The organism is Mycobacterium sp. NTMscope_MAC_12, assembly GCF_976985675.1.
The window spans coordinates 5422460-5446967 of sequence record NZ_CDRJYY010000001.1; the positions used below are offsets into that span (position 1 = coordinate 5422460).

The 24508-nt window shown below is 64.3% G+C and carries 20 protein-coding genes and 1 pseudogene; 11 read left to right on the plus strand and 10 right to left on the minus strand.

The features are described from left to right. Window positions 1-64: 64 nt before the first annotated feature. The 3 genes and pseudogenes from AC0KS4_RS25165 to AC0KS4_RS25175 all read right to left on the minus strand — a co-directional run. A complete protein-coding gene (locus AC0KS4_RS25165) occupies window positions 65-1162 on the minus strand; it encodes an inositol-3-phosphate synthase (RefSeq protein WP_238955358.1) in 1098 nt (365 codons plus the stop codon). Window positions 1163-1218: 56 nt separating this feature from the next. Beyond that, window positions 1219-1761, minus strand: coding sequence for a PadR family transcriptional regulator (locus AC0KS4_RS25170; RefSeq protein WP_225327716.1), 543 nt, complete (start codon window positions 1759-1761; stop codon window positions 1219-1221). 153 nt (window positions 1762-1914) lie between these two features. After that, window positions 1915-2406 (minus strand): annotated as a pseudogene (locus tag AC0KS4_RS25175) (hypothetical protein); the annotation flags it as partial. A gap of 55 nt (window positions 2407-2461) precedes the next feature. Between AC0KS4_RS25175 and AC0KS4_RS25180 the strand changes: the two are divergent. The 9 genes from AC0KS4_RS25180 to AC0KS4_RS25220 all read left to right on the plus strand — a co-directional run bounded on the left by AC0KS4_RS25180 (window position 2462) and on the right by AC0KS4_RS25220 (window position 13262). Continuing rightward, window positions 2462-2896 carry a DUF5318 family protein gene (locus AC0KS4_RS25180; protein WP_225327717.1) on the plus strand — a complete coding sequence of 145 codons (435 nt, stop codon included), beginning with the start codon at window positions 2462-2464 and terminating at the stop codon, window positions 2894-2896. Window positions 2897-2961: 65 nt separating this feature from the next. Then, window positions 2962-5520, plus strand: coding sequence for a transglycosylase domain-containing protein (locus AC0KS4_RS25185; protein ID WP_425326366.1), 2559 nt, complete (start codon window positions 2962-2964; stop codon window positions 5518-5520). Next, a complete protein-coding gene (locus AC0KS4_RS25190; protein ID WP_238955362.1) occupies window positions 5517-7163 on the plus strand; it encodes a glycosyltransferase family 87 protein in 1647 nt (548 codons plus the stop codon). Before AC0KS4_RS25185 ends, AC0KS4_RS25190 begins: the two co-directional genes overlap by 4 nt. A gap of 4 nt (window positions 7164-7167) precedes the next feature. Further along, entirely contained in the window at window positions 7168-7809 is a 642-nt protein-coding gene (locus tag AC0KS4_RS25195; RefSeq protein ID WP_238955364.1) for a DJ-1/PfpI family protein, read from the plus strand. Between the two features lie 130 nt (window positions 7810-7939). Further along, on the plus strand, window positions 7940-8230 hold the full coding sequence (gene rpsF, locus AC0KS4_RS25200; RefSeq protein WP_007771721.1) for a 30S ribosomal protein S6: 291 nt from the start codon (window positions 7940-7942) through the stop codon (window positions 8228-8230). Window positions 8231-8347: 117 nt separating this feature from the next. After that, window positions 8348-8866 (plus strand): single-stranded DNA-binding protein, encoded by a 519-nt coding sequence (locus AC0KS4_RS25205; protein ID WP_008262692.1) that lies wholly within the window; start codon window positions 8348-8350, stop codon window positions 8864-8866. Between the two features lie 38 nt (window positions 8867-8904). Continuing rightward, window positions 8905-9159: a 30S ribosomal protein S18 gene (gene rpsR / locus AC0KS4_RS25210; RefSeq protein ID WP_003874730.1), complete on the plus strand. Its 255-nt coding sequence runs from the start codon at window positions 8905-8907 to the stop codon at window positions 9157-9159. 30 nt (window positions 9160-9189) lie between these two features. After that, window positions 9190-9648 (plus strand): 50S ribosomal protein L9, encoded by a 459-nt coding sequence (gene rplI, locus AC0KS4_RS25215; RefSeq protein WP_225327721.1) that lies wholly within the window; start codon window positions 9190-9192, stop codon window positions 9646-9648. A 530-nt stretch (window positions 9649-10178) separates the two neighbouring features. Continuing rightward, on the plus strand, window positions 10179-13262 hold the full coding sequence (locus AC0KS4_RS25220; protein ID WP_238955365.1) for a replicative DNA helicase: 3084 nt from the start codon (window positions 10179-10181) through the stop codon (window positions 13260-13262). Between the two features lie 40 nt (window positions 13263-13302). Here AC0KS4_RS25220 and AC0KS4_RS25225 read toward each other — a convergent pair whose 3' ends face one another. The 4 genes from AC0KS4_RS25225 to AC0KS4_RS25240 form a co-directional block, all read right to left on the minus strand. Further along, window positions 13303-14337: a fused (3R)-hydroxyacyl-ACP dehydratase subunits HadA/HadB gene (locus AC0KS4_RS25225; RefSeq protein WP_225327723.1), complete on the minus strand. Its 1035-nt coding sequence runs from the start codon at window positions 14335-14337 to the stop codon at window positions 13303-13305. A 643-nt stretch (window positions 14338-14980) separates the two neighbouring features. Next, entirely contained in the window at window positions 14981-15670 is a 690-nt protein-coding gene (locus AC0KS4_RS25230) for a TetR/AcrR family transcriptional regulator (protein WP_374109673.1), read from the minus strand. A 5-nt stretch (window positions 15671-15675) separates the two neighbouring features. After that, window positions 15676-18558, minus strand: coding sequence for an MMPL/RND family transporter (locus tag AC0KS4_RS25235; protein ID WP_238955367.1), 2883 nt, complete (start codon window positions 18556-18558; stop codon window positions 15676-15678). Next, window positions 18555-18977 carry an MmpS family transport accessory protein gene (locus AC0KS4_RS25240; protein ID WP_374109672.1) on the minus strand — a complete coding sequence of 141 codons (423 nt, stop codon included), beginning with the start codon at window positions 18975-18977 and terminating at the stop codon, window positions 18555-18557. Before AC0KS4_RS25240 ends, AC0KS4_RS25235 begins: the two co-directional genes overlap by 4 nt. Window positions 18978-19428: 451 nt before the next feature. Between AC0KS4_RS25240 and AC0KS4_RS25245 the strand changes: the two genes are divergently transcribed. After that, a complete protein-coding gene (locus AC0KS4_RS25245) occupies window positions 19429-19632 on the plus strand; it encodes a cold-shock protein (RefSeq protein WP_009952110.1) in 204 nt (67 codons plus the stop codon). A 296-nt stretch (window positions 19633-19928) separates the two neighbouring features. Here the strand turns inward: AC0KS4_RS25245 and AC0KS4_RS25250 are convergent, their stop codons facing one another. Together AC0KS4_RS25250 and AC0KS4_RS25255 are read right to left on the minus strand one after the other, a co-directional pair. Then, window positions 19929-20564 carry a hypothetical protein gene (locus AC0KS4_RS25250; RefSeq protein ID WP_225327726.1) on the minus strand — a complete coding sequence of 212 codons (636 nt, stop codon included), beginning with the start codon at window positions 20562-20564 and terminating at the stop codon, window positions 19929-19931. A gap of 65 nt (window positions 20565-20629) precedes the next feature. Beyond that, window positions 20630-21268 carry a TetR/AcrR family transcriptional regulator gene (locus AC0KS4_RS25255; RefSeq protein WP_225327727.1) on the minus strand — a complete coding sequence of 213 codons (639 nt, stop codon included), beginning with the start codon at window positions 21266-21268 and terminating at the stop codon, window positions 20630-20632. A 108-nt stretch (window positions 21269-21376) separates the two neighbouring features. Here AC0KS4_RS25255 and AC0KS4_RS25260 point away from each other — a divergent pair, with 108 nt between their 5' ends. Then, window positions 21377-23116, plus strand: coding sequence for a CocE/NonD family hydrolase (locus tag AC0KS4_RS25260; protein ID WP_238955369.1), 1740 nt, complete (start codon window positions 21377-21379; stop codon window positions 23114-23116). Window positions 23117-23333: 217 nt separating this feature from the next. Here the strand turns inward: AC0KS4_RS25260 and AC0KS4_RS25265 are convergent, their stop codons facing one another. Continuing rightward, window positions 23334-24332: an amidohydrolase family protein gene (locus AC0KS4_RS25265; RefSeq protein ID WP_225327729.1), complete on the minus strand. Its 999-nt coding sequence runs from the start codon at window positions 24330-24332 to the stop codon at window positions 23334-23336. Between the last annotated feature and the right edge of the window lie 176 nt (window positions 24333-24508).

Sequence of the window (24508 nt, forward strand, 5' to 3'; positions counted from 1 at the left end):
AATTCTCGAGGAGGTGAAAATCGCCGTGGCGTTACGCTCGCGACACGGTGGTGCATCGAGGGGCTCAGCCCTCGATGATGAACTCTTCGAGCTGGGTGCGCGCGATGTCGTCGGGCAGCTGCTGCGGCGGGCTCTTCATCAGGTAGGCCGACGCCGGGATCACCGGGCCGCCGATGCCGCGGTCCTTCGCGATCTTGGCGGCGCGCACCGCGTCGATGATGACGCCGGCGGAGTTCGGCGAGTCCCAGACCTCGAGCTTGTACTCCAGGTTCAGCGGCACGTCACCGAAGGCGCGGCCCTCGAGGCGGACGTAGGCCCACTTGCGGTCGTCGAGCCAGCCGACGTGATCCGACGGGCCGATGTGCACGTCCTTGGTCTTGAACTCGCGCTGCAGGTTGGAGGTCACGGCCTGCGTCTTGGAGATCTTCTTGGACTCCAGCCGCTCGCGCTCGAGCATGTTGAGGAAGTCCATGTTGCCGCCGACGTTGAGCTGCATGGTGCGGTCCAATTGCACGCCGCGGTCCTCGAACAGCTTGGCCATCACGCGGTGGGTGATGGTGGCGCCGACCTGGCTCTTGATGTCGTCGCCCACGATCGGCACACCGGCGTCGGCGAACTTCTTGGCCCACACCGGGTCCGAGGCGATGAACACCGGCAGCGCGTTGACGAACGCCACGCCCGCGTCGATGGCGCACTGGGCGTAGAACTTGTCGGCCTCCTCCGAGCCCACCGGCAGGTAGGACACCAGCACGTCGACGTCGGCCTCGCGCAGCGCCTTGACCACGTCAACCGCCTCGGCATCGGACACCTCGATGGTGTCGGCGTAGTACTTGCCGATGCCGTCCAGCGTCGGGCCGCGCTGCACCGTGACGTTGGTGGGCGGCACGTCGGCGATCTTGATGGTGTTGTTCTCCGACGCGAAGATGGCCTCGGACAGGTCGAACCCGACCTTCTTGGCGTCCACGTCGAACGCGGCGACGAACTTCACGTCGCGCACGTGGTACTGACCGAACTTCACGTGCATCAAGCCGGGCACGGTGCTGTTCTCGTCGGCGTCGTAGTAGTACTGCACGCCCTGAACCAGCGAAGACGCGCAGTTACCGACGCCGACAATGGCGACTCGTACCTCCGTCGACGCAAGCGGCGCGTTCTGCTCACTCATATGGGCGTTCTCCTAACCTCTGACCTCTGACTGGGATGGCTGGGTTCGTGCGGGGATTATGTTTGCTCGGAGAGGCCGGGCATAGCCCGCTCCGCAGCAATGAGCTCGTTGAGCCACTTGACTTCGCGCTCGCTGGACTCGAGCCCCAACTGATGAAGCTGGCGGGTGTAGCGGTCGAACGAGCTACTGGCCCGCGCCACGGCGTCACGCAGACCCTCCCGCCGTTCTTCGACCTGACGGCGGCGGCCTTCCAGAATGCGCATCCGCGCCTCTGCCGGAGTGCGGTTGAAGAACGCCAGGTGTACCCCGAAGCCGTCGTCGGTGTAGTTGTGCGGACCGGTGTCGGCCACCAGCTCACCGAAGCGCCGACGGCCCTCGTCGGTCAACTGGTAGACGCGCCGGGCCCGTCGGACAGGCGTCCCGGCCGGCGCGGCGTCCTCGGCGATCAACCCTTCGCCCTGCATGCGGCGCAGGGCCGGGTAGAGCGAACCGTACGAAAACGCCCGGAACGCGCCGAGTAAACCGGTCAGCCGTTTGCGCAACTCGTAGCCGTGCATGGGCGACTCGATCAGGAGACCCAGGATGGCAAGCTCCAGCATCGACTCACCCCCTCAAAAGTGGTTTGCATGGCTAGTTACGACGATCCGACGCCTCGCGCAATCGTATCGCCTCGATATATTAGCCACAACACCACTTAGTGTTGGTTTGCCATTCGTCACACCGCGCGGGATTGAGTCGGGCCGGGGGCGACGCTACGTGGGCAAACTCATCTGCTTGACGGTGCCATCACCGCCGAAGGCGATGTAGCCGCCGCCGTAGTCGCTGGAAACATACAGCGACAGCGTGAGCGCTCCGGGTGTGGTCGGGTCTTTTGCCGGCTCGACGATCAGGTAGGTCGATTTCACGTCGGACGGCTTCATGCGCAAGGTCTCGGGCGCGCCGCGCATGATGCCCACTGCCGCGTTGACGTCGAACTTGCTCAGGTCGACCGGCACGGGACCGTCCGAGGAACTCTTGGCCGAGCTGGTCGGATCGCCCCAGCCGCCGCGGTAGGTGTAGGCCAGGACGCGTCGGTCGTCGGAGGGGTCCGGTCGGTCCAACGCCGCGTAGGTCGGGTAGATCACCAGCCGGTAGCCCATGGTGTTGCCGAACCGTTTGCGCATCTGCTCGAGCGACCCCGTGAGGCCGCCGACCGAGTGCAGCTGCGTGGGCGGCGTCAACACCACGGCGGCGACGCCGTCGGGCGCCACAGTTTTGGTTGCGTATCACTGGTCGGCATGGCGTCGTACTCTGGTGGGCGTGCGACTGCAGCGACAAGTGGTGGATTACGCGCTTCGGCGGCGCTCACTGCTGGCCCAGGTGTACTCGGGCCGAACAGGTGTGTCCGAGGTGTGTGACGCGAACCCTTATCTGCTGCGCGCCGCCAAGTTTCACGGGAAAACGAGCCAGGTCATGTGTCCGATCTGCCGCAAGGAGCAGCTGACGCTGGTGTCGTGGGTGTTCGGCGAGCACCTGGGACCGGTCTCGGGCTCGGCGCGCACGGCCGAGGAGTTGGTGATGCTCGCATCCCGCTTCGACGAGTTCGCGGTCCACGTGGTGGAGGTGTGCCGCACGTGCAGCTGGAATCACCTCGTCAAGTCCTATGTGCTCGGTGCGGTGCGCCCGGCATCTCCTCCCAGGGGCACCGGGCGCTCGCGGACGGCGCGCAACGGCGCCCGCACGGCCACTGAATGAGCTCGAATGACGAAGGACGGCACAGCCAGTCGTCCGGTGACCAACGTGGGCCAGGGACTGAGCGGCTGGGCAACCACGGCAAGGACGACCGTCCGGACGCTGAGCCCCGGAGCGGCGATTCCCAGGATTCCGGACACCGGAATGCCCCGCCGGCGTCCAACCGGCGCCGCCAGGGTCCGCCCGACGATCGCCTGACCACGATCCTGCCTGCGGTCAAAGATGACCGCGCGCCCCGGCGCTCCGACCCCATTGACGAAGTCAAAGCCGCCTTGGCCGGGCCCCCGTCGGCGCCCGTGCGGCGTGACGCGCTCGACGAGGTCAAGGCCGCCTTGGATCGCCGGTCGCCGGCGTCCGGCCGGCACGAGCGCGCCAGCTTCGGCGGCCGCCCACCCGGCGGACCTCCTCCTCCGCCGCCACGGCGCGGGCGGCCCGGGGGGCCCGATGGGCCCGGCAAGCGGGCGGCCGGGCCGTGGCGCGACTGGACCTGGACCCAGCAGGTCAACTGGTTGTGGGTGCGCCGCGCGGCCTACCTGTGTGCGGCCGTTTTGGTGCTGTTGCCGATCGTCACCTTCGCGATGGCGTACTTCATCGTCGACATTCCCAAGCCGGGCGACCTTCGTACCAACCAGGTTTCGACCATCCTGGCCAGCGACGGCTCCGAGATCGCCAAAATCATTCCGCCGGAAGGCAATCGGGTCGACGTCAACCTCAATCAGGTGCCCGTGCACGTCCGCCAGGCGGTGATCGCCGCCGAAGACCGCAACTTCTATTCCAACCCCGGCTTCGACTTCAGCGGCTTCGCACGGGCGGTGAACAACAACCTGTTCGGCAGCGGGGATTTGCAGGGTGGATCGACAATCACCCAGCAATACGTGAAGAACGCCCTCGTCGGCTCGGCGCAGCACGGCGTCAGCGGACTGATGCGCAAGGCCAAGGAATTGGTCATCGCTACCAAGATGTCGGGGGAGTGGTCCAAAGACGAAGTGCTGCAGTCCTATCTGAACATCATCTACTTCGGTCGGGGTGCTTACGGTATTTCCGCGGCGTCGAAGGCCTATTTCGACAAGCCCGTCGAGCAGCTCACCGTCTCGGAGGGGGCGTTGCTGGCGGCGCTCATTCGGCGGCCGTCCACCCTGGATCCGGCCGTCGACCCCAAGGGCGCCCTGGCCCGCTGGAACTGGGTGCTCGACGGCATGGTGGAGACCAAGGCGCTGTCGTCGAACGACCGTGCCGCGCAGGTGTTCCCGCAGACCGTGCCGCCCGATCAGGCGCGCGCGCAGAACCAGACGACCGGCCCCAACGGGCTCATCGAACGCCAGGTGACCCGAGAGTTGATGGATCTGTTCAACATCGACGAGCGGACGCTGAACACCCAGGGGCTTCAGGTCACCACCACCATCGATCCCAAGGCCCAGCAGGCCGCCGAAAAGGCCGTGTCGAAATACCTTGACGGCCAAGACCCCGACATGCGTACGGCGGCGGTGTCGGTCGATCCGCACGACGGCTCCATCCGCGCCTACTACGGCGGTAGCGATGCCAACGGTTTCGACTTCGCTCAGGCCGGATTGCAGACCGGGTCGTCGTTCAAGGTGTTCTGCCTGATTGCGGCGCTCGAGCAGGGGATCGGCCTGGGCTATCAGGTGGACAGTTCGCCGTTGACTGTCGACGGCATCAAGATCACGAACGTCGAGGGTGAAAGCTGCGGGACGTGCAACATCGCCCAGGCGCTCAAGCAGTCGTTGAACACCTCGTATTACCGGCTGATGCTCAAGCTCAAGGGCGGACCGCAGGCCGTCGCCGACGCGGCGCACCAAGCCGGCGTCGCGACCAGCTTCCCCGGTGTGGCCCACACGTTGTCGGAGGACGGCAAGGGCGGGCCACCGAACAACGGAATTGTGTTGGGCCAGTATCAAACCCGGGTGTTCGATATGGCCTCGGCGTATGCCACCCTGGCCGCGTCCGGCGTCTATCATCGGCCGCATTTCGTGCAGAAGGTGGTCAATTCCGACGGCCAGGTGCTGTTCGACGCGAGCAAGTCCGAGGACAGCGGCGAGCAGCGCATCCCCAAGGCCGTCGCCGACAACGTCACCGCGGCCATGGTGCCGATCGCCAGCTACTCGCGCGGCCACGCCCTCGCCGGCGGCAGGCCGTCGGCCGCCAAGACCGGCACTACGCAGCTGGGTGACACCAACTCGGACAAGGACGCCTGGATGGTCGGCTACACGCCGTCGCTGTCGACGGCCGTGTGGGTGGGTACGGCCAAAGGCGACGAGCCGCTGGTAACGGCTTCGGGCGCACCGGTTTACGGGTCGGGGCTGCCATCGGATATCTGGAAGGCCACGATGGACGGGGCGCTCAAGGGCACCTCCAACGAATCCTTCCCCAAGCCGACCGAGATCGGCGGTTACGCGGGGGTGCCGGCGCCGCCGCCCCCGCCGAAGCCGCCGGCGGAAACCGTCATCCAGCCCACCATCGAAGTGGCGCCGGGCATCACCATCCCGGTCGGTCCGCCCACGACGATCACGCTGGCGCCACCGCCGCCCGGGGGCGGCCCGCCGGGCTCTCCTGAGCCGGGTGGTGGCCCCCCGCCGGGTGGGCCCCAAGCGCCGCCCCCGCCGCCGTGACCGGGGCCGCGGAACACGGCGCCACCATTTCACCGCGACCGCTGGCCGCGGATCTGCGTAGCGCCGACAACCGAGACTGCCCCAGCCGCACCGACTTTCTGGGCGCCGCGCTCGCCGACGTCGTCGGGGGCCCCGTCGGCCGCCACGCGCTGATCGGCCGCGCTCGTTTGATGACCCCGCTGCGGGTGATGTTCTTGATCGGACTGGTCTTTTTGGCGCTCGGCTGGTCGACCAAGGCGGCCTGCCTGCAAAGCACCGGCACCGGCACCGGCGATCAACGCGTGGCCAATTGGGACAACCAGCGCGCCTACTACGAGCTGTGCTACTCCGACACGGTGCCGCTCTACGGCGCGGAGTTGTTGAGCCAGGGCAAGTTTCCGTACAAGTCGAGCTGGATCGAGACCGACTCCACCGGCGCCCAGCAGATCCGCTACGACGGCCGGCCCGCGGTGCGGTACATGGAATATCCCGTGCTGACGGGGATGTATCAGTACGTTTCGATGGCGTTGGCCAAGACCTACACGGCGCTGAGCAAGCTTGCGCCGCTTCCGGTGGTCGCCGAGGTCGTGATGTTCTTCAACATCTCGGCGTTTGGGCTGGCCCTCGCCTGGCTGGCCACCGTCTGGGCGTCGGCGGGCCTGGCCGGGCGGCGGATCTGGGATGCGGCCCTGGTGGCGGCGTCGCCGGTGCTGATATTTCAGATCTTCACCAATTTCGATGCGCTGGCAACGGGTTTCGCGATGGCCGGATTGCTGGCCTGGGCGCGGCGCAAGCCGGTGCTGGCCGGTGTGCTGATCGGGTTGGGGGCCGCGGCAAAGCTGTACCCGCTGCTGTTCTTGGGTCCCATGCTGCTGCTGGGAATCCGGACCGGGCGGCTGCGGGCGTGGGGCCGCACCGCGGCGGCGGCCGTGGTGACCTGGCTGCTGGTGAACCTGCCTGTGTTGGTGTTCTTTCCGCGCGGATGGTCGGAGTTCTTCCGGCTCAACACGCGCCGCGGCGACGACATGGATTCGTTGTACAACGTCGTGAAGTCGTTCACCGGCTGGCGGGGTTTCGATCCCAAGCTGGGGTTCTGGCAGCCGCCGACGGTGTTGAACACCGTGGTTGCGGTGCTGTTCGTGACGTGTTGTGCGGCAATCGCATTCATCATCCTGACCGCTCCCCGACGGCCGCGGGTGGCGCAGGTGGTGTTCCTGGTGGTGGCGGCTTTCCTGCTGACCAACAAGGTGTGGAGTCCGCAGTTCTCGCTGTGGCTGGTGCCGCTGGCGGTGCTCGCGCTGCCGCATCGCCGCGTGCTGCTGGCCTGGATGACGGTCGACGCGCTGGTGTGGGTGCCGCGAATGTATTACCTGTACGGCAATCCGAACCGTTCATTGGCCGAGCAGTTCTTCACCACCACGGTGCTGTTGCGTGATGTCGCGGTCATCGTGTTGTGCGCGCTGGTGATCCGCCAGATCTACCGGCCCGACGAGGATTTGGTGCGCTGGGGCGGACGGGTGGACGACCCGGCGGGCGGGCCGTTCGACCGCGCACCCGACGCCCCGCCCGGCTGGCTGCCGGACCGGCTGCGGCCGGTCGCATCGCGTCGCGCCAGTGCCCCGGCGTCCGAGGGCGCCGACGAACAACCCGCGATGGCAACATGACGCCATGACCCAGGTCGCCATTCCCCTCTTTCCGCGATTTACCGCGCTCGACGCGGTCGGCCCCTACGAAGTGCTGCAACGCATCCCGTCGGTTGACGTCGTGTTCGTCGGGCACCGCCGCGGTGAGGTGCGCACCGAGAACGGAATGCTCGGCGTCACCTGCGACGCCACCTTCGACGAGGTGGCCGCGCCGGACGTGGTGGTGTTCCCCGGCGGCATCGGCACCCGGCAACTGATCCACGACGAGGTCATCCGGGATTGGTTGCAGGCGGTGCGTCCGAACACCCGGTTCACGACATCGGTGTGCACCGGCGCGCTGCTGCTGGCCGCGGCCGGCCTGCTGGACGGGCTGACCGCCACCACCCATTGGGCGGCGGCCGACCTGCTCAACGGATTGGGCGCCCGCTACGTGGCCGAACGCGTCGTCGAACACCTGCCGCAGCGGATCATCACCGCCGCCGGGGTGTCCAGCGGCATCGACATGGCCCTGCGTCTGGTGGAGTTGCTGGTCGATCGCCAGGCAGCACAGGCCGCTCAGCTGCTCATCGAATACGACCCGCAGCCGCCCTTCGACTCGGGTGCGCTCGCCAAGGCCGACGCGGCGACGTTGGCCAGGGCCAGGGAATACTCGGGCGCCCGGCGATAGCGACCCCCACAACCCGGATTTTTCTGGTCAGCGCGGTATCCGGTAGCCTGGGGCGGTTGCCGACGCAGGCGACCCTCCTGCCACGGATCGTCCGTGGCCGCTTGAGACCAGAGGAGGTGGTGAGGTTTCCATGCGTCCATACGAAATCATGGTCATTCTTGACCCCACGCTCGACGAGCGCACCGTTGCTCCGTCCTTGGAGACGTTCCTGAACGTCGTCCGCAAGGATGGCGGTTCCGTCGACAAGGTCGACATCTGGGGCCGGCGCCGGCTGGCCTACGAGATCGCCAAGCACGCCGAAGGCATCTACGTCGTCGTCGACCTCAAAGCCGAGCCGGCGACGGTGTCCGAGCTCGACCGCCAGCTGAGCCTCAACGAGTCGGTACTGCGCACCAAGGTGATGCGCACCGACAAGCACTAACAATCGTGGCCGCGCCGTGGACCCACGGCGGGGTGCACCTGCGTAGGCTCAGCGAGGACACGCTCATGACATCCACTACCGGAGCGGCGAGCAACAGCGTGGAACGAGGAGGAAACTGTGGCTGGTGACACCACTATCACCGTCGTCGGAAACCTGACCGCAGACCCTGAACTGCGGTTCACTCCGTCGGGTGCCGCCGTCGCGAATTTCACGGTGGCGTCGACGCCTCGGATCTATGACCGCCAGAGCGGGGAGTGGAAGGACGGCGAGGCGCTGTTCCTGCGATGCAACATCTGGCGGGAAGCCGCCGAGAACGTCGCCGAAAGCCTCACCCGCGGCTCCCGTGTGATCGTCACCGGCCGGCTCAAGCAGCGTTCGTTCGAGACCCGTGAAGGTGAGAAGCGCACCGTCGTCGAGGTCGAGGTCGACGAGATCGGCCCCTCGCTGCGGTATGCCACGGCCAAGGTCAACAAGGCCTCGCGCAGTGGCGGTGGTGGCGGCGGCTTCGGCGGTGGTGGCGGCGGTGGATCCCGCCAGCAGGCGGCGCCCGCGACCAGCGCACCGGCCGACGACCCGTGGGGCAGCGCGCCGGCATCGGGCTCGTTCGGCGGCGGCGACGACGAACCGCCGTTCTAACAGAACTTCAGCAGTAGAAAAGGGAAAGAAAGACAGACATGGCCAAGTCCAACAAGCGGCGCCCGGCTCCGGAAAAGCCGGTCAAGGCACGGAAGTGTGTCTTCTGCGCCAAGAAGGATCAAGCGATCGACTACAAGGACACCGCGCTGCTGCGCACGTACATCAGTGAGCGCGGCAAGATTCGCGCGCGTCGCGTCACCGGCAACTGTGTGCAGCACCAACGTGACATCGCCATCGCGGTAAAGAATGCCCGCGAAGTGGCGCTGCTGCCCTTCACCTCCTCGGCGCGATAGACGCCGAGGGCCAACTGAAAGTACGAAACGATGAAGCTGATTCTGACGGCTGACGTCGACCACCTTGGTTCCGTCGGCGACACTGTCGAGGTCAAGGACGGCTACGGCCGCAACTACCTGCTCCCGCGCGGACTGGCGATCGTGGCCTCCCGCGGTGCGCAGAAGCAGGCCGACGATATCCGCCGGGCCCGCGAGACCAAGGCGGTGCGCGACCTTGGCCACGCCAACGAACTCAAGACGGCGATCGAGGCGCTGGGACCGGTCTCGCTGCCGGTGAAGACCGCGGCGGATTCCGGGAAGCTGTTCGGTTCGGTGACCGCGGGCGACGTCGTCACCGCGATCAAGAAGGCCGGTGGCCCGAACCTGGACAAACGGATCGTCCGGCTGCCGAAGTCGCACATCAAAGCCCTCGGTACCCACCCGGTGGCGGTGCACCTGCACCCCGAGGTCGACGTCGAGGTCGCGCTCGAGGTAGTCGCGCAGAGCTAAGCGCCCGACATTTGCTCGTTCCCGGCGGTGGCCTTGATCGGCCGCCGCCGGGCTTCGTTGCGCTGCGGGCTTGTGGCCCCAGTCTGCCCCGGGCGGTCGCGGAGGTGCTCCCTAGCGAACTATTTCTGGGGTGCATTCGCGCGGTCCACGTAACCGGCCCGTAACGCTGGGAAAATGTGGCGGAAAGCCAACACGCCCGGGACGGTAACCCGGCCCGACACGCCGTAGAGATTCTTGTCCACACGATTTTCATGGCGTTGTATGGCCGGTATCTGCAGTGATGTCCTGGCCCTTTGCATTAATCCACAGGTTCTCCACACCCCGCTCAACACAGGTGTCGATGTATATGCACACACGATGCACAGGTTCATGAACAGCACCCCGTTTACCTAGTACCCAGCAACGTCTAACGTCGTCCCGGCGCCGGGCGTGCGGGTGCTCTGGGGCGAAGGTGTCAGGACCTTGACCTACCCTCAATGTCGGCTATCGAATGTATGTTCGGATGAGTGGATCACGGGAGAAGGGAATCCATGGCGGTCGTCGATGATCTGACGTCGGGCATGGATGCATCGTCGCCCAGCGAGGACTTCGGGCGTCAGCCACCGCAGGACATGGCGGCGGAGCAGGCCGTGTTGGGCGGCATGCTGCTGAGCAAGGACGCCATCGCCGACGTGCTCGAGCGGCTGCGGCCCGGGGACTTCTACCGCCCCGCGCACCAAAACGTCTACGACGCGATCCTGGACTTGTATGGGCGTGGCGAGCCGGCCGACGCCGTCACGGTCGCCGCGGAATTGGACCGCCGCAGCCTGTTGCGCCGGATCGGTGGCGCGCCGTATCTGCACACGCTGATCTCGACGGTGCCCACCGCGGCCAACGCGGGCTACTACGCGACCATCGTGGCCGAGAAGGCGCTGCTGCGGCGCCTGGTCGAGGCCGGCACCCGGGTGGTGCAGTACGGCTACGCGGGCGCCGAGGGGGCCGACGTGGCCGAGGTGGTCGACCGCGCGCAGGCCGAGATCTACGAGGTGGCCGACCGGCGCACGACGGAGGATTTCGTTCCGCTCGAGGACCTGCTGCAGCCGACGATGGACGAGATCGACGCCATCGCGTCGAACGGCGGTGTGGCGCGCGGCGTGCCAACCGGTTTCACCGAACTCGACGAGGTGACCAACGGTCTGCATGCCGGGCAGATGATCATCGTGGCGGCCAGGCCTGGAGTGGGGAAGGCCCTGGCGTTGGATACGCCGCTGCCCACGCCGACCGGGTGGACGACGATGGGCGATGTCGCGGTCGGTGACGAGCTGCTCGGCGCCGACGGGAAGCCGACGCGGGTGGTCGCCGCCACCGACGTGATGCTGGGACGGCCGTGCTACGAGGTGGAATTCTCTGACGGGACAGTGATCGTCGCCGACGCGGCGCATCAGTGGCCGACCACCCGCGGCATCCGGACGTCGGTGCAGCTGCGCGCCGGTGGGGACGCGATCGTCGCCCCGGGGTCGACGTCGGGGCTCGCCGGGCACGGGGCTACCGCCGCGGTGTTGGCTCCTGTGCTGCAGGTCGAGGCGGTGCGCCGGGTGGACAGTGTTCCGGTGCGCTGCGTGCAGGTCGACAATGGCGCACGGTTGTACCTGGCCGGCCCGGGCATGGTGCCGACACACAACTCCACGCTGGGGCTGGATTTTTTGCGATCGTGCTCGATCAAGCACCGCATGGCGAGCGTGATCTTCTCGCTGGAGATGAGCAAGTCCGAGATCGTGATGCGGTTATTGTCGGCGGAAGCGAAAATCAAACTCGCCGATATGCGTTCGGGTCGCATGAGCGACGAGGACTGGACGCGGCTGGCGCGCCGGATGAGCGAAATCAGCGAGGCGCCACTGTATATCGACGACTCGCCGAACCTGACGATGATGGAGATTCGCGCCAAAGCGCGTCGGCTGCGGCAGAAATCCGACCTGCGTCTGGTGGTCGTTGATTATCTGCAGCTGATGTCGTCGGGAAAGAAGGTCGAGTCGCGGCAGCTAGAAGTTTCCGAATTCTCGCGCCAGCTCAAGCTTTTGGCCAAGGAGCTCGAGGTTCCCGTCGTGGCGATCAGCCAGCTCAACCGTGGTCCCGAGCAGCGCACCGACAAGAAGCCCATGCTGTCTGACCTTCGGGAGTCGGGATGCCTTACCGCGTCGACGCGGATTTTGCGTGCCGACACGGGCGCCGAGGTGACCTTCGGCGAGTTGATGCGCACGGGCGAGCGTCCTTTGGTGTGGTCCCTGGACGAGCGACTGCGGATGGTCGCGCGCCCGATGACCAACGTGTTCCCGAGCGGTCGCAAGGAAGTGTTCCGGCTACGGCTGGCCTCCGGCCGCGAAGTGGAGGCCACCGGCAACCATCCCTTCATGAAGCTCGACGGTTGGACGCCGTTGGAGCAGCTGCAGGTTGGCGACCGCATCGCCGCGCCGCGGCGGGTGCCGGAGCCCGTCGACACCCAGCGGATGGATGATCGCGAAGTCATGCTGCTGGCCCACATGATCGGTGACGGGTCGTGCGTTAAAAGACAACCGATACGGTATGCGTCCGTGGACGAGGCGAACCTGGTCGCGGTGACGGTCTCGGCCGCGCACTTTGGTGTAACCGCGGTTCGGGACGAGTATCCGGCGGCGCGAGTCACGACGCTGCGGTTGCCGGCGCCGGAGCGCTTGACCCATGGCAAGCGGAATCCGATCGCCGCGTGGCTCGACGGCCTAGGGTTGTTCGGCAAGCGCAGTTACGAAAAGTTTGTGCCGGAAGCCGTCTTTCGCGCGCCCAACGACCAGGTGGTGCTGTTCCTGCGTCACCTGTGGGCGACGGATGGCTCGGTTCGCTGGGACGCCAAGTCGGGCCAAGCAAAGATTTACTATGCGTCCACCAGTCGTCGATTGGTCGACGATGTTGCACAGCTGCTCCTGCGTCTTGGAGTGCAGAGCCGAATCACGCGAATGCACAAGGCGGGGTACCGCGACTGCTGGCATTTATGGATTGACAGGGCAGGGAATCAAACAGCGTTCTTGACCAAGATCGGCGTCTATGGGGCGCGCGGCACTTCTGCCCAGTTTGTGCTCGAAAAGCTGCAATCGCGCATTCGCCGCCCTGGCGGTGACACGGTGCCCGTTGAGGTTTGGGGCAAAGTAGAGGAAGTTGTAGCTCGCAAGGAGCTTACTAGCGGCGAACTCAAAGTTGCTATGAAGACGCGCTTCTGCAAGTCCCGGTTGCAACATGCACCGGGGCGGTCACTGCTCCATAGGATGGCAGCATTGCTTGAAGACTCCGAAATCCATGCTCTCACGACCAGCGATGTCTATTGGGATCGGATCATCGAGATTACCAGCATCGGCGAGCAAGACGTATATGACGGAACTGTAAGCGACACACATAATTTCGTTGCAAATGGGATTAACCTACACAATTCTTTAGAGCAAGATGCCGACATGGTGATCCTGCTGAACCGTCCGGACGCGTTCGAACGGGACGATCCACGCGGGGGAGAGGCGGATTTCATCCTCGCCAAACACCGCAACGGCCCGACCAAGACGGTCACCGTGGCCCACCAGTTGCACCTGTCGCGGTTCGCCAATATGGCGCGATGACAATGGTTTGTGGTGCCGGCGCCTGCGATCCCAGTAGACGTCAGCGGAAACGGATGTTCAACGTCGCCAGGCCAAAGATCTTGCGGCCGGCCGACTTTGCGCCGACGATCACGACTCCGGTGCGGGTTTCCGGGTCCAGTGACTTGATCCTGCCGCTGTATTCGATGTCGGCACCCTCGGTGGACGACACGACCACGGGCTGGGACAGCCGCACCGCGTAGCGGGTAACCGCACCGGGATCGCCTGACCATGCGGAGCCGAATCCGGCACCCAATGCCATGGTGAGCATTCCGTGGGCGATCACGTCGGGCTGTCCCGCCAGTTTTGCGAGGTTCTCGTCCCAATGAAGCGGGTTGGCGTCGCAGGCCACCCCCGAGTAGTTCACCAGGTCGCCGCGCGACAGTCGCGCGTGGTGGACCGGTAATTCGTCGCCGACCTTCACGTCATCGAAGGACGGCGTCCCCGGGGTGCGGCGCGTGCCTCCCGGCGCGACCCGAACGTCGTCCGCCGGGCGCACCGTCTTTTGGTAGTCCGCTTCGGAGTAGTCGATGCCCGCGAGATTCACGTCGTGCATCATCACTTGCTGCGCGACGGTCCTGATCCCCGGATCGACATCCTCGGCAGTGACGCCGACGACGGTGGTGTGCAGGGTGTGCACCCGCTCGCCGGCGGTATCGGTGAATGTATTGGTCACCGTGATCAAGTCTCTGCCGGCGATCCTGCGCACCGATGACAGTTCGACATCAATGTGCAGCTCGTCGCCGGCCACGATCGGTCGGTGCTGCTCGAAGACTTCTTCGGTCTGCAGATACATCTCGTAACCGATGACGACGGACTCGAACAAGTGCCGATTGGCGGCCATCGCCGGAGCCGACGTGAAGGTCAGCGGAGCCACCAGGTCCGAATAGCCCAGCTCAGCGGCAGCGTCGAGTTTCCAGTGCGCAGGGTGATAGTCCTGCACGGCACGGGCGAACTCGCGCACCTTTTCACGGCCGACCAGGTACGTGTCGTCGATCTGGTAGAAGTGACCGACCCGCGCTTCGAGTGCTGACGCTTCTGCTGCTGCTGCTGTCATATTTGCCCAACTTTTCTGTCGGCCTGTTCACGGAAGGCGACCTACGCACACTAACGCGGCCACACCAGGCCACCGGAGGCCGCAACGCGGAACAACATCGCTCGAGTGAGTCACCGCTAGCCGACCCTGGCCGATGTCATCGACAGACTCGACGTCGACCGCATTGACGACCACCACTGCGTCGCTACCCAGTTGGACACATGAACGTCAACCGCTTTGCGGGCGTCTCTGGCTCACACGTAGTAGAGGTGCGCGTTGTGGGATCTGCGGCCGCGAGCCTTCGCAACTGTGGACAATCGCGCGGTTCTAGGACCCGCCACGAAGATGAGATAAACCCGTCCGCCATTTTGATGAGAATTCTGCAACACCGCAGGTGGCATGGCCGTCATCCGTCACGCGGTTTGAGAACCTAATGGCATCGGCGATGATCCCCCTCCACCGCTGCCAGCGGATAATCGTTGTCCCGCAGCCAATTCAGATACTCGGCGGAGCCGAAGCGGTGGTTCCGCCCTGGGTGCTATTACGCCAAGGCGTAGGCGGGCGGTTGGTTACGGCGCGCGGCTGTTCACGCACGACATGATCGGTTCGAGTCGGTGACGAAACTAGTCGGCGGCGGTCCGCCGAGCGGTCAACCTGCGCGGGACTACTTTGCGCTCGCGCCAGCAACCTTGGTATTCGCCGCGCAAACGGCAGGCAGAATCAGCGTGTCGATGACTTTCCGGACGAACTTCGCGTCAACGGTTTGACCGCTGATGACCCGCATCAGCCCCATTCCCGTCAAGGTGTCGGCGATAAGGGACCAATCCCCGTCGGGCGCGACCTCGCCGCGGGCCGCGGCCTGCCGGAGGATGGCCGTCACCACGCGCCTGCCCTTGAGCAGCATCAACTCGTCGAGGGCTGATGCGAGTTGGTGATCGTGTACCGCCTCCATCGCCACTCGCAGCACCAGATCACTGGAGATCAGGTCGTCATCGGCGCGCGCCACACGTTCAACCAGCGCGTCGAAGTCACCGACAAGGCTGCCGGTGTCTGGGGCATCATCGGCGATGAGGTCGGGTCGCCAATACACAAGCGCATCGGTCATCAACGCGGCCTTCGACGCCCAGCGGCGGTATATCGCGGCTTTACCGACACCCGCTCGCGCGGCGATGTCGTTCATATTGGTGTTGTTATAACCGTTTTCGGCCAATGCGGCCAGCGCTGCATTGAGGATCGCGGGATCGCGGGATCGATCGAGCCGGCCTTCGGTGCGTTGGCGCAGTATCGATTTCGTGTCTGGCAAGCATTCCGCTGCAGCGACCGACTCCGTCGCCAGCTTGCCAGGCCCGGTCAAGGCGCTCACGTCCTTGCTGTCGCAAGGGGCGCGGTGTCGTGGTCGGCAGGCCTTGGTTCGGGTTCGCTACGGCCATGCCTGGTGATCTCAAAGGTGTTGAGCGGCCACCAGAACCAGCGACCCAGCGCCGCAGCGATCGATGGGGTCATGAACGCCCGCACGATCAACGTGTCGACGACCAGGCCGATGCCGATGGTCATGCCGAGCTGACCGACCACGCGCAGGTCGCTGACGATCATCGCCATCATGGTGAAGGCGAACACCAGGCCGGCCGCGGTGACGACGCGTCCGGTGGCCCCGATGCCACGGATGATGCCCGTGTTGAGCCCGGCGTGTATCTCTTCCCTGAAGCGCGAGACCACGAGGAGATTGTAGTCCGAACCCACCGCCAGCAGGATCACCATCGACAACGGGATCACGATCCACTGCACGCCCAGCCCTAGGATGTCCTGCCAGAGCAGCACCGATAAACCACATGCGGTACCCAAGGACGCGGCGACGGTGCCGACGATCACGACGGCGGCCACCACACTGCGGGTGATCAACAACATGATCGCGAAAATCAGGATCATCGCGGCGATGATCGTAATCATGAGGTCGGTGACGACGCCGTCCTGCATATCGGCATACAGCGATGCCGTGCCCGCGAGTGAGACCTTGGCATTGCTCAGCGGGGTGCCCTTGAGGGCGTCTGCGACAACATTTTTGAGGCCTCGGACATGGTCGATACCCTCCACCGAGGCGGGGTCGCCCTGGTGGGTGATGATCATCCGGACTGCTTTGCCATCGGGCGACATGAACATTTTCATGCCGCGTTTGAAGTCCGGGTTGTCGAACACGTCTGGTGGCAGGTAGAAGAAATCGTCATTCTTGGCCTGGTCGAAGTACAGGCCTATCTCCGTCGCGCCCTTGGCGAGTTCCTGTTGCTGGGCCTGGGTGCCGGCCTGGGTGCTATGGGTCGCGATCATGAAGTCGCGCATTTTGGTCATCGAGTCGATGGTGTTCTGCAGCACCGGCAACATCTGCGGCAGCAAATGATCCAAACGATCCAAATCGATAGTGAGGCCTTGTATTTGGTCGGCGAGTGCGTCGATCCCGTCCAGTGTGTCGAAGATTGACCGCAGTGACCAGCAGATCGGGATGTCGTAGCAGTGCTTTTCCCAGTAGAAGTAGCTGCGAATGGGTCTGAAGACATCCTCAAAATCGGAGATGTTATTCCGCAGTTCGTTGGTGGTGTCCACCATCTCGTGGGTCCTGCCAACCATGCTGTGCGTGGTTTCGGTCATCTCCTTGGTGATGGTGTACATGCGTTGCATGTTGGCGATGGTCCTGCTCAGCTCGTCGGCCTGTTCGAGCATCTGCGCCGAGCTGTCGTTGTTGAACTTCGCGGCCTGCAGGGTGCCCGCGTTTTGCGCACCGAGCAGGAATGGGATCGAGCTGTGCTCGATCGGTGCGCCCAGGGGGCGGGTGATGGTCTGTACTCGATCGATGCCCCGCATGCGAAAGACGTTCTTGGCGACCTTTTCGATCACGAGCATGTCCGCGGGCGTACGCAGGTCGTGATCGGCCTCGAGCATCAACAGTTCGGGGTTCATCCGGGCCTGGGAGAAATGCCGGTCCGCGACGCCCATGGCCTGGTTGGCGGGCATATCGGCGGGGGTGAACTTCTGGTCGTTGTACTGCGGCACATAGGTCATCAGGGCGACGAAACCCACGACGGCAATCACGCAGGTCACCAAGACGATCGGAATGGGCCAGCGCACCACGGACGTGCCGACCTTGCGCCAACCCGGCGAGGAGACCACGTTGTGCTTGGGGTCGAGCAGACCGAATTTCGACGCCACCGTCAGGATCGCGGGCGCCAGTGTCAGGGCTGCGGCGATGACCACCCCAACCGCGATCGCGCAGGGCAGACCCATGGTCTGGAAGTAGGGCAGCGTGGTCATGGTGAGGCACAAGCAGGCACCGACGATGGTCAGCCCGGAACCCAGGATGACGTGCGAGACACCGCTGTAGGCGACATAGAACGCCTCTTCGGAATCGAGGCCTTTCGATCTCTCCTCGTGATATCGCCCGAGTAGGAAGATCACATAATCTGTCCCGGCGGCCAAGGACAGCATGGTCACCATGCTCACCGCGTACGGGGTCAAGCCGATGATGTTCAGGTTGCCCGCCGTGGCCGTAATACCCTGTGCGGCAAATAATTCCAGGCCGATGATGACCATGGACACCAGCATCGTCACTACGGAGCGGTAGACGATGAGCAACATCAGAATGATGACGGCGACCGACACCACCTCCATGGTCGCCATGCTTTGATGCCCGGCCACGCTGGTGTCGGCGTTCAGCACGGTATTGCCGGCGACATGGGCCTTGATACCCGGCGGCGCTGGTACCGAGGCAACGATGTCACGCACCGCCGCCACCGACTCGTGGCTGGGTGTCGTGCCCTGGGGGCCATTGAGGAAGATCTGCACGTAAGCGGATTTGCCGTCCACGCTCTGAGAGCCCGCCGCGGTCAGCGGATCACTCCAGAAATCCTGGACGCTTTGCACGTGCTTGTGATCGGCTTCCAGCTTGGCGACGATCTTGTCGTAGAACTTGTGCGCGGCATCGCCGAGCTTGTCCTTGCCCTCCAGCACGACCATCGCTGTGGAGTCCGAATCGTACTGCTGAAACACCTTGCCGATGTGCAGCATCGCCTGATACGACTGCGAATTGGTGGGGCTGATGGGCACCGAACGTGTCGCCGCGACGGCATCGAGCGACGGGGTCAAGATGCCCAGGCCCACGGCCACGAGCACCCAGAACACGATGATCGGTAACGAGAAGATCCGAACCATTCGACCAATGAACGGGCGATGGGGCTTCATGTGCATGTTGCTCATACGGATTTCACCAAGCAGTAGATGAACGGTTTGATGGTGTCGGTGCTCGCCCTGCTGTCACGCACCTGGCCGTCGACGGTCACCTGACACCGAAGATCGTGGGTGCCCCGATCGCCCTGGGCCAAGATGTTGGCCGACATCGACGGCAGCGTCGTCACGATCGTGAATGACCAGGGCAGCGGCGCATTTTCGATGAGATGGGGTTGGCCGTTCTCGTCGAGGTAGTTGAGATTCGCGGTCCCGCCCGTCCCGGTGATCTCGTACCTGATGTGCTTCGGATTGAAGTTTGCGGTAATTCCGGATCCCTCCGCCAGATTCGGGCCGTGATGGCTTGTGGACTCGCGAATGCGGGTAATCGCATACGCGCCTAGCGCCACGACCACCACCAGCAGCAGCGGGATCCAGAACCGCCTCAACACTCGAAACACCGCGTGCGTTCCCCCAGCTTTCGTTGTGTTCAGTCCAGACGCAGGACAGCCCCGTTCAGGCGAGAAGATGACCTGCCAAGCGATGCGAAACTCGGGTTCCGAGTCAGCGACGGTGGCTACGGTAACACCGTCGCGTCAACCACGCCAACCGACCAGAGCGGCCTTGACATGGTGGCGAGCTGTATGAGCACCGGAGCCGTGATCGCATGGCCTCCACGTCGGCGGCGGTCAGTTGTGACTCGTCGAGCGGCACGTACAGGAGTCGCCATCCACGATGCATTTGGGGACCTACGGTGACGTTCCCCGCGGAAATCTTGTCCGGTGGGTGCCCCCGCCGCGACGCCACCGTCGAAGACGGATCTAGAGAAACGTAATCGTGGGGTAGGCTGAAGGGCGAATGTGTTCTGCATTCGCGAAAGTAAACGAAAGAAGTACAAGAAATATGACGCAAGGAACCGTGAAATGGTTCAACGGCGAAAAAGGCTTCGGCTTCATCGCCCCCGATGACGGCAGTGCGGACGTCTTCGTCCACTACTCCGAGATCCAGGGCGGTGGCTACCGCTCACTGGAGGAGAATCAGCGGGTTCAGTTCGAGGTAGGACAGGGCGCCAAGGGCCCCCAGGCCACCGGAGTGACCGCGGTCTGATCTTTACGTAATCTGTGGCCCACAGTTCGTTTACGGCCGGTGCTGTGGCTGCGCCGCCTGATCGCCCCCGTCATTCCAGGCAACTGGTACCGGCCGTTGGGCGGTGAACGAAACCCGTTGTAACGCAGCTGGCTCCCGCCGGCCGTCACATACCCACGCCCTATGTCCGTCGAATTCTGTTGACGGAAAGGTCTTTTCGGCAAAGTATCAGGCGCGTGATGAAATTTCGCCGAGGCAGGACCACCGAGGTCGCCGCAACCGGGCGTCGAAATCGCGGCGCTAGCCGTGCAACCCGCTCACGGCGGAGGCGGCGGCGGTGGTGGTTCCCCACAATCGGTAAGCCTCGGCGGGGAGAACGTCACCGAGCCGACACCGCCGAGGGTCATCCCGTTGTCCGCGAGCGTCATGGTGGTCGTGTACGGGCAGGTCTGAATTCCGGTCAGCCCGGTCAAGAACTCGACCTCGTAGGCGTACAGGAACGAACGCACGAGCTGGTCGGCATTCCACGGCACATCCAGCGCGAAGCCGAGGGATGACGCCGAACGTGCTCCGAGGACCCGTGGTCCCACTTCGCCGATCCCTGGTGTCAGGCGGAACGGGGTTCCGTCCTGCTTCGTGCCCGACACACTGCCGCTGCGGATGCGGTAACCGGTGGCGCCCGAAGGTACGAGCGGGCCTCTCGGGATCTTGGTGCTGAACAGAATCGAGTAGTTCGTACCTCCGGCGATGGCCGTTGTGCTGAAACTCGTCGAGGTGAATTCCTGGGGTAGCTGCACCGCGCAGTTGCCGACCATGCCGGATGGATCGCTGCACTCCGAAGGCTCGGCCAACGCGGCGGGTACGACGAGCGCTGCGCCCACGACGGGCACCGATAACGCGGCACCCCGTATGAATGCGCGGCGGGAGAAAGCGTCGTTGATGATGTCGGTCAATGCGACCGCCCCCTTTGTGGTGTAGGCCCGACGCTACCTTTCCAACCCCATATCGGGCGAACACCTCACCCGGCGTGATCGGTTATCGGCAACCCCGATGTCAGCACGCTTTGGATCGCCGGCGCAGCGAGCGCGACCAGTGCCTCAGTGTCCGCACTGGCGAGCACGGGAACTCCGACGATTCGTCTTCCGACGACGATGCCGACCAGCATCGAGGACGCCAATCCGGCGCGGAACGCCGCGTCGTGGTGCTGAACGGGACGTGAGCTGACGCCTTCCAGCAGCCGGGCTTGAAGGAACTCGCGCAATTGCGCGGCCGCCTGTTCGTTGACGATGGCCCCTCGAAGCATCGCCATGAGCGGCTCCGAATCTTGCGGCGCCCCTTCCCACACGCTGAGGAATGCGCGGACCACCCGTTCGCCGAGGTGTTCGTCTGGTCCGTCGAACGCGGTGCTCAAGTGTGCCAAGGCTTCCGGCGAAATCGACATGACGGCGGCGAACAACTCGTTCTTCGATCGGAAGAACTGCATGACCAACGAGGCGTCGACGCCCGCATCGGTCGCGACCCCCCGGATGGTCGTCGCGGCGAAACCGTCGCTCGCGAACCGGGCGCGCGCCGCCTCCAGGATGGCTTGGCGGGTAGTGCTCCTGCCCGGCCGACGCCCGCGGCGCATCGCGGACGCTGGCGTGCTGTTGGGGGCCATGCCGTCAAGGTACTGGTTCCGGCGCCTTATCTCAACGCATGTTGATTTTTGGGCGGATCGGTCTTATGGTCGAGAAGGTTGGATGACGCGGATTGCGAAAGGATCCATATGGCTGAGGAGAAAGTGTTCATGCCGTCTCAGCCTTTGGAACCGGGCGAGAGGTTCGGGGTGTTGAGCGGGTTCGATCCGGGCACGCGCACCCTGCCGGCGGGGTTTCAGCTGGCGCCGGCGTTTCGGACCTTGCCGGTCGACATCGTGTTGGAGAAGGATGTCGCGGTCACCTTGCGTGACGGCGTGACGATCTATGTCGATGTCCTGCGGCCGGTGGGCGCGGAGAAGGTGCCGGTGATCGTGGCATGGAGCCCGTATGGCAAGGGCGAGGGCAGCGCGCCGGCCGCCATGGGGGTTTTCAGTTTGGTCGGTCTGGACAACGCGATTGTGTCGGGTCTGCACAAGTTCGAGGGGCCCGACCCGGCGTATTGGTGCGCCCACGGTTATGCGATCTGCAATCCGGATCCTCGAGGGGTCACCGATTCCGAGGGCGACAGCGTCTTGTGGGACCGCCAAGAGGGCCAGGACTGCCACGATCTGATCGAGTGGCTGGCGGCCCAGGAATGGTGCACCGGCAAGGTCGCGATGAGCGGGACCTCCTATCTGGCGGTCTCGCAGTGGTTCGCCGCGGCCGAACAGCCACCTCACCTCACGGCGATCAATCCGTGGGAAGGCATCAGCGACGTCTACCGCGATCTGGTGATGCGCGGCGGCATGCCCGACACCGGGTTTGCCCGGCAACTGCAGGACAACAGCTACTGGGGCAAAAGCCGCAAGGAGGACGTCCTCAGCGAGGCTGATCGGTATCCGCTCGTGAACGAGTTGTGGGAGAACAAAATTCCGCAGTTTGACCGGATTGCGGTACCGGCTTACGTGGTGGCCAGCTATTCCAACACCCTGCACACCGCGGGGACGTTTCGGGCCTGGCGGCGGATGGGGTCGAAGGAGAAGTGGCTGCGCATCCACAACAGTCAGGAGTGGCCCGATTACTACGACGAGGCCAACCGGGAGGATCTGCGCCGGTTCTTCGATCACTTCCTCAAGGGCGTGGACAACGGCTGGGAGCAGACCCCGCGTGTCCGATACGCCCTGCTCGATCTCGAAGGCGGCGACCAAGTCAATATCGCCGCGGATCAGTTTCCGCCGCAAGGCGTTACCTACACGAAGTACTACCTCGACGGCGCGTCGCGCACGCTGCACACGCAGGCACCCGCTGACGAGTCGGCGGCGATGTATGACGTGGAAATCAACCCGGGCCTAGTCTCTTTCATCGTTCGCTTCGACGAGCAGACCACGATGGTCGGCTACCCGAAAGCGCGGCTGTGGGTCGAGGCGGACGGCGCCGACGACATGGACCTGTTCGTCTTCATTCAGAAGCTGAACGCACAGGGGGCTCCTCTGCAGGAGTTCACCGTGCCCAACCATGGCGCGAGGGTCCACGACGTCACCGAGCGGGGCGCCTCGATCCTGCGGTACAAGGGCTCCAGTGGCCGGCTACGGGTGTCGATGCGGCATCTGGACGAGATGCTGTCGACCGACGAAGTCCCGGCCCACAGCTTCGATCGGGTCGAGAAGCTCAGCCCCGGTGAAATAGTCGACGTTGAGATCGACCTGCTGCCGATCGGTCTGGTGTATCACCCCGGCGAGCAGCTCCGGCTAATCATCAGTGCGCAGAACCTATTTGGCACATGGATGCCCGCACTCCGTGAATACATCCCGCAAAACAGCGGGCAACACATTGTCCACACCGGAGGATTCCGCGCCTCGTACTTGCAACTGCCCGTCAAAACGGTTTGATGACCGGTCTGGTGTAGGCAGGAATGGAGCCGCTGCAGGAACGATGTTGATCTGCAGACGAATTGGGGACGCTGGGACCATGGCGACGAAGCGGGTTGTGGAATTACGTCCGGCAGATGTCGCGCCGCTTTGCCGTGCAGTGCCTGCGAACACTCAGCTGCTTGGCAGTCACATTGGATCCGCTACTTGATCACCAGCAAGAGCGCACAATTTGCTGTCAGATACGCAACAGCGCCTCGACGTTACCGTGTGCGATGGCGTGCATTTGCTGATTGGAAAGCCCTGAGTCGGTGAGGAATTCGGTGACATTGTCACGCTTAACGTAAGGGAAGTCCTCGGAGTAGATGATCCGCTCGGCGCCCAGTTCGGCGACGACGTGGTCGAGCTGATGCTGGTTGAACATTCCCGAGGGAGTCACCCAGATTTGTTGCCGGTAGTAGTCGCTGACGTCGCGGTCGCGGCCCTTGCGTACCAGCGCGAAGGTTTCGTCGAGTCGTTCGAGCCAAAATGCCATCACTTCTCCCCAGTGCCCGCTGAGCAGTTTCAGCCCCGGGTGGCGGTCTAGCGCCCCGGACAAGATCAGCCGGATCATGTGGATACCGGCCTCGGCGTGCCAGCCGAATGCGGGTCCGGAGAACATCAGCCCGACGGCGGCGGACCAGTCGCCGAAGTAGTAAGGCCCAGAGACCTTTGGGTGGGGCAGCCCGGGATGAACGTAGATCGGCAAGCCCACTGCCTCAGCCGCTGCAAGTATCGGATCGAAACGGGAGTCGTCGAGGAAGAGTCCGTCGAATGTGCCCGCGATCAACGCACCCACGAAGCCGAGGTCGCCGACACAGCGCCGGAACTCCTCGGCTGCTTCGACGGGATCATAAAGCGGGAGCGTGGCGAATCCCCGGAATCGGTCGGGGCGTTCGGAAATCTGTTGTGCCAGTTCGTTATTTACTTGGCGGCACAGCACTATCGACTCTGGGGCGGGCAATGAGCTCGGGCTGCCGTTGCCGTGGGAGACGACTTGGACATCGACACCGACGGCGTCCATATGCGCCAGCCGATGCCCACCAAGCCGGGCCGCGGCGTCGGGGTCGTCGTTGAAGACCGAACCGAATTCAGCGAGCTCGTCAAGCGGCAAGCCGCTGGGTGGCCCACCCAGCTGCAGAACGCGCTGACTTACCTCGGGGTGCTCAAAGTGTTCCTCAACGGTGATAATGCGCATTCGGTCGGCTCCTTCGACTTTCGTAACCCGTTCAGGTGTGGGCGCGGTCATTGCGGCCGATGGTTCTCGGCCTTGCTGATCCACCATCGGTCTATCGACGCAATTGCGTTGTCCACGACCATGCCACGATCGCGGCTTCGAGGCCGGACATCACGACAGACCGTCATCAGCGAACT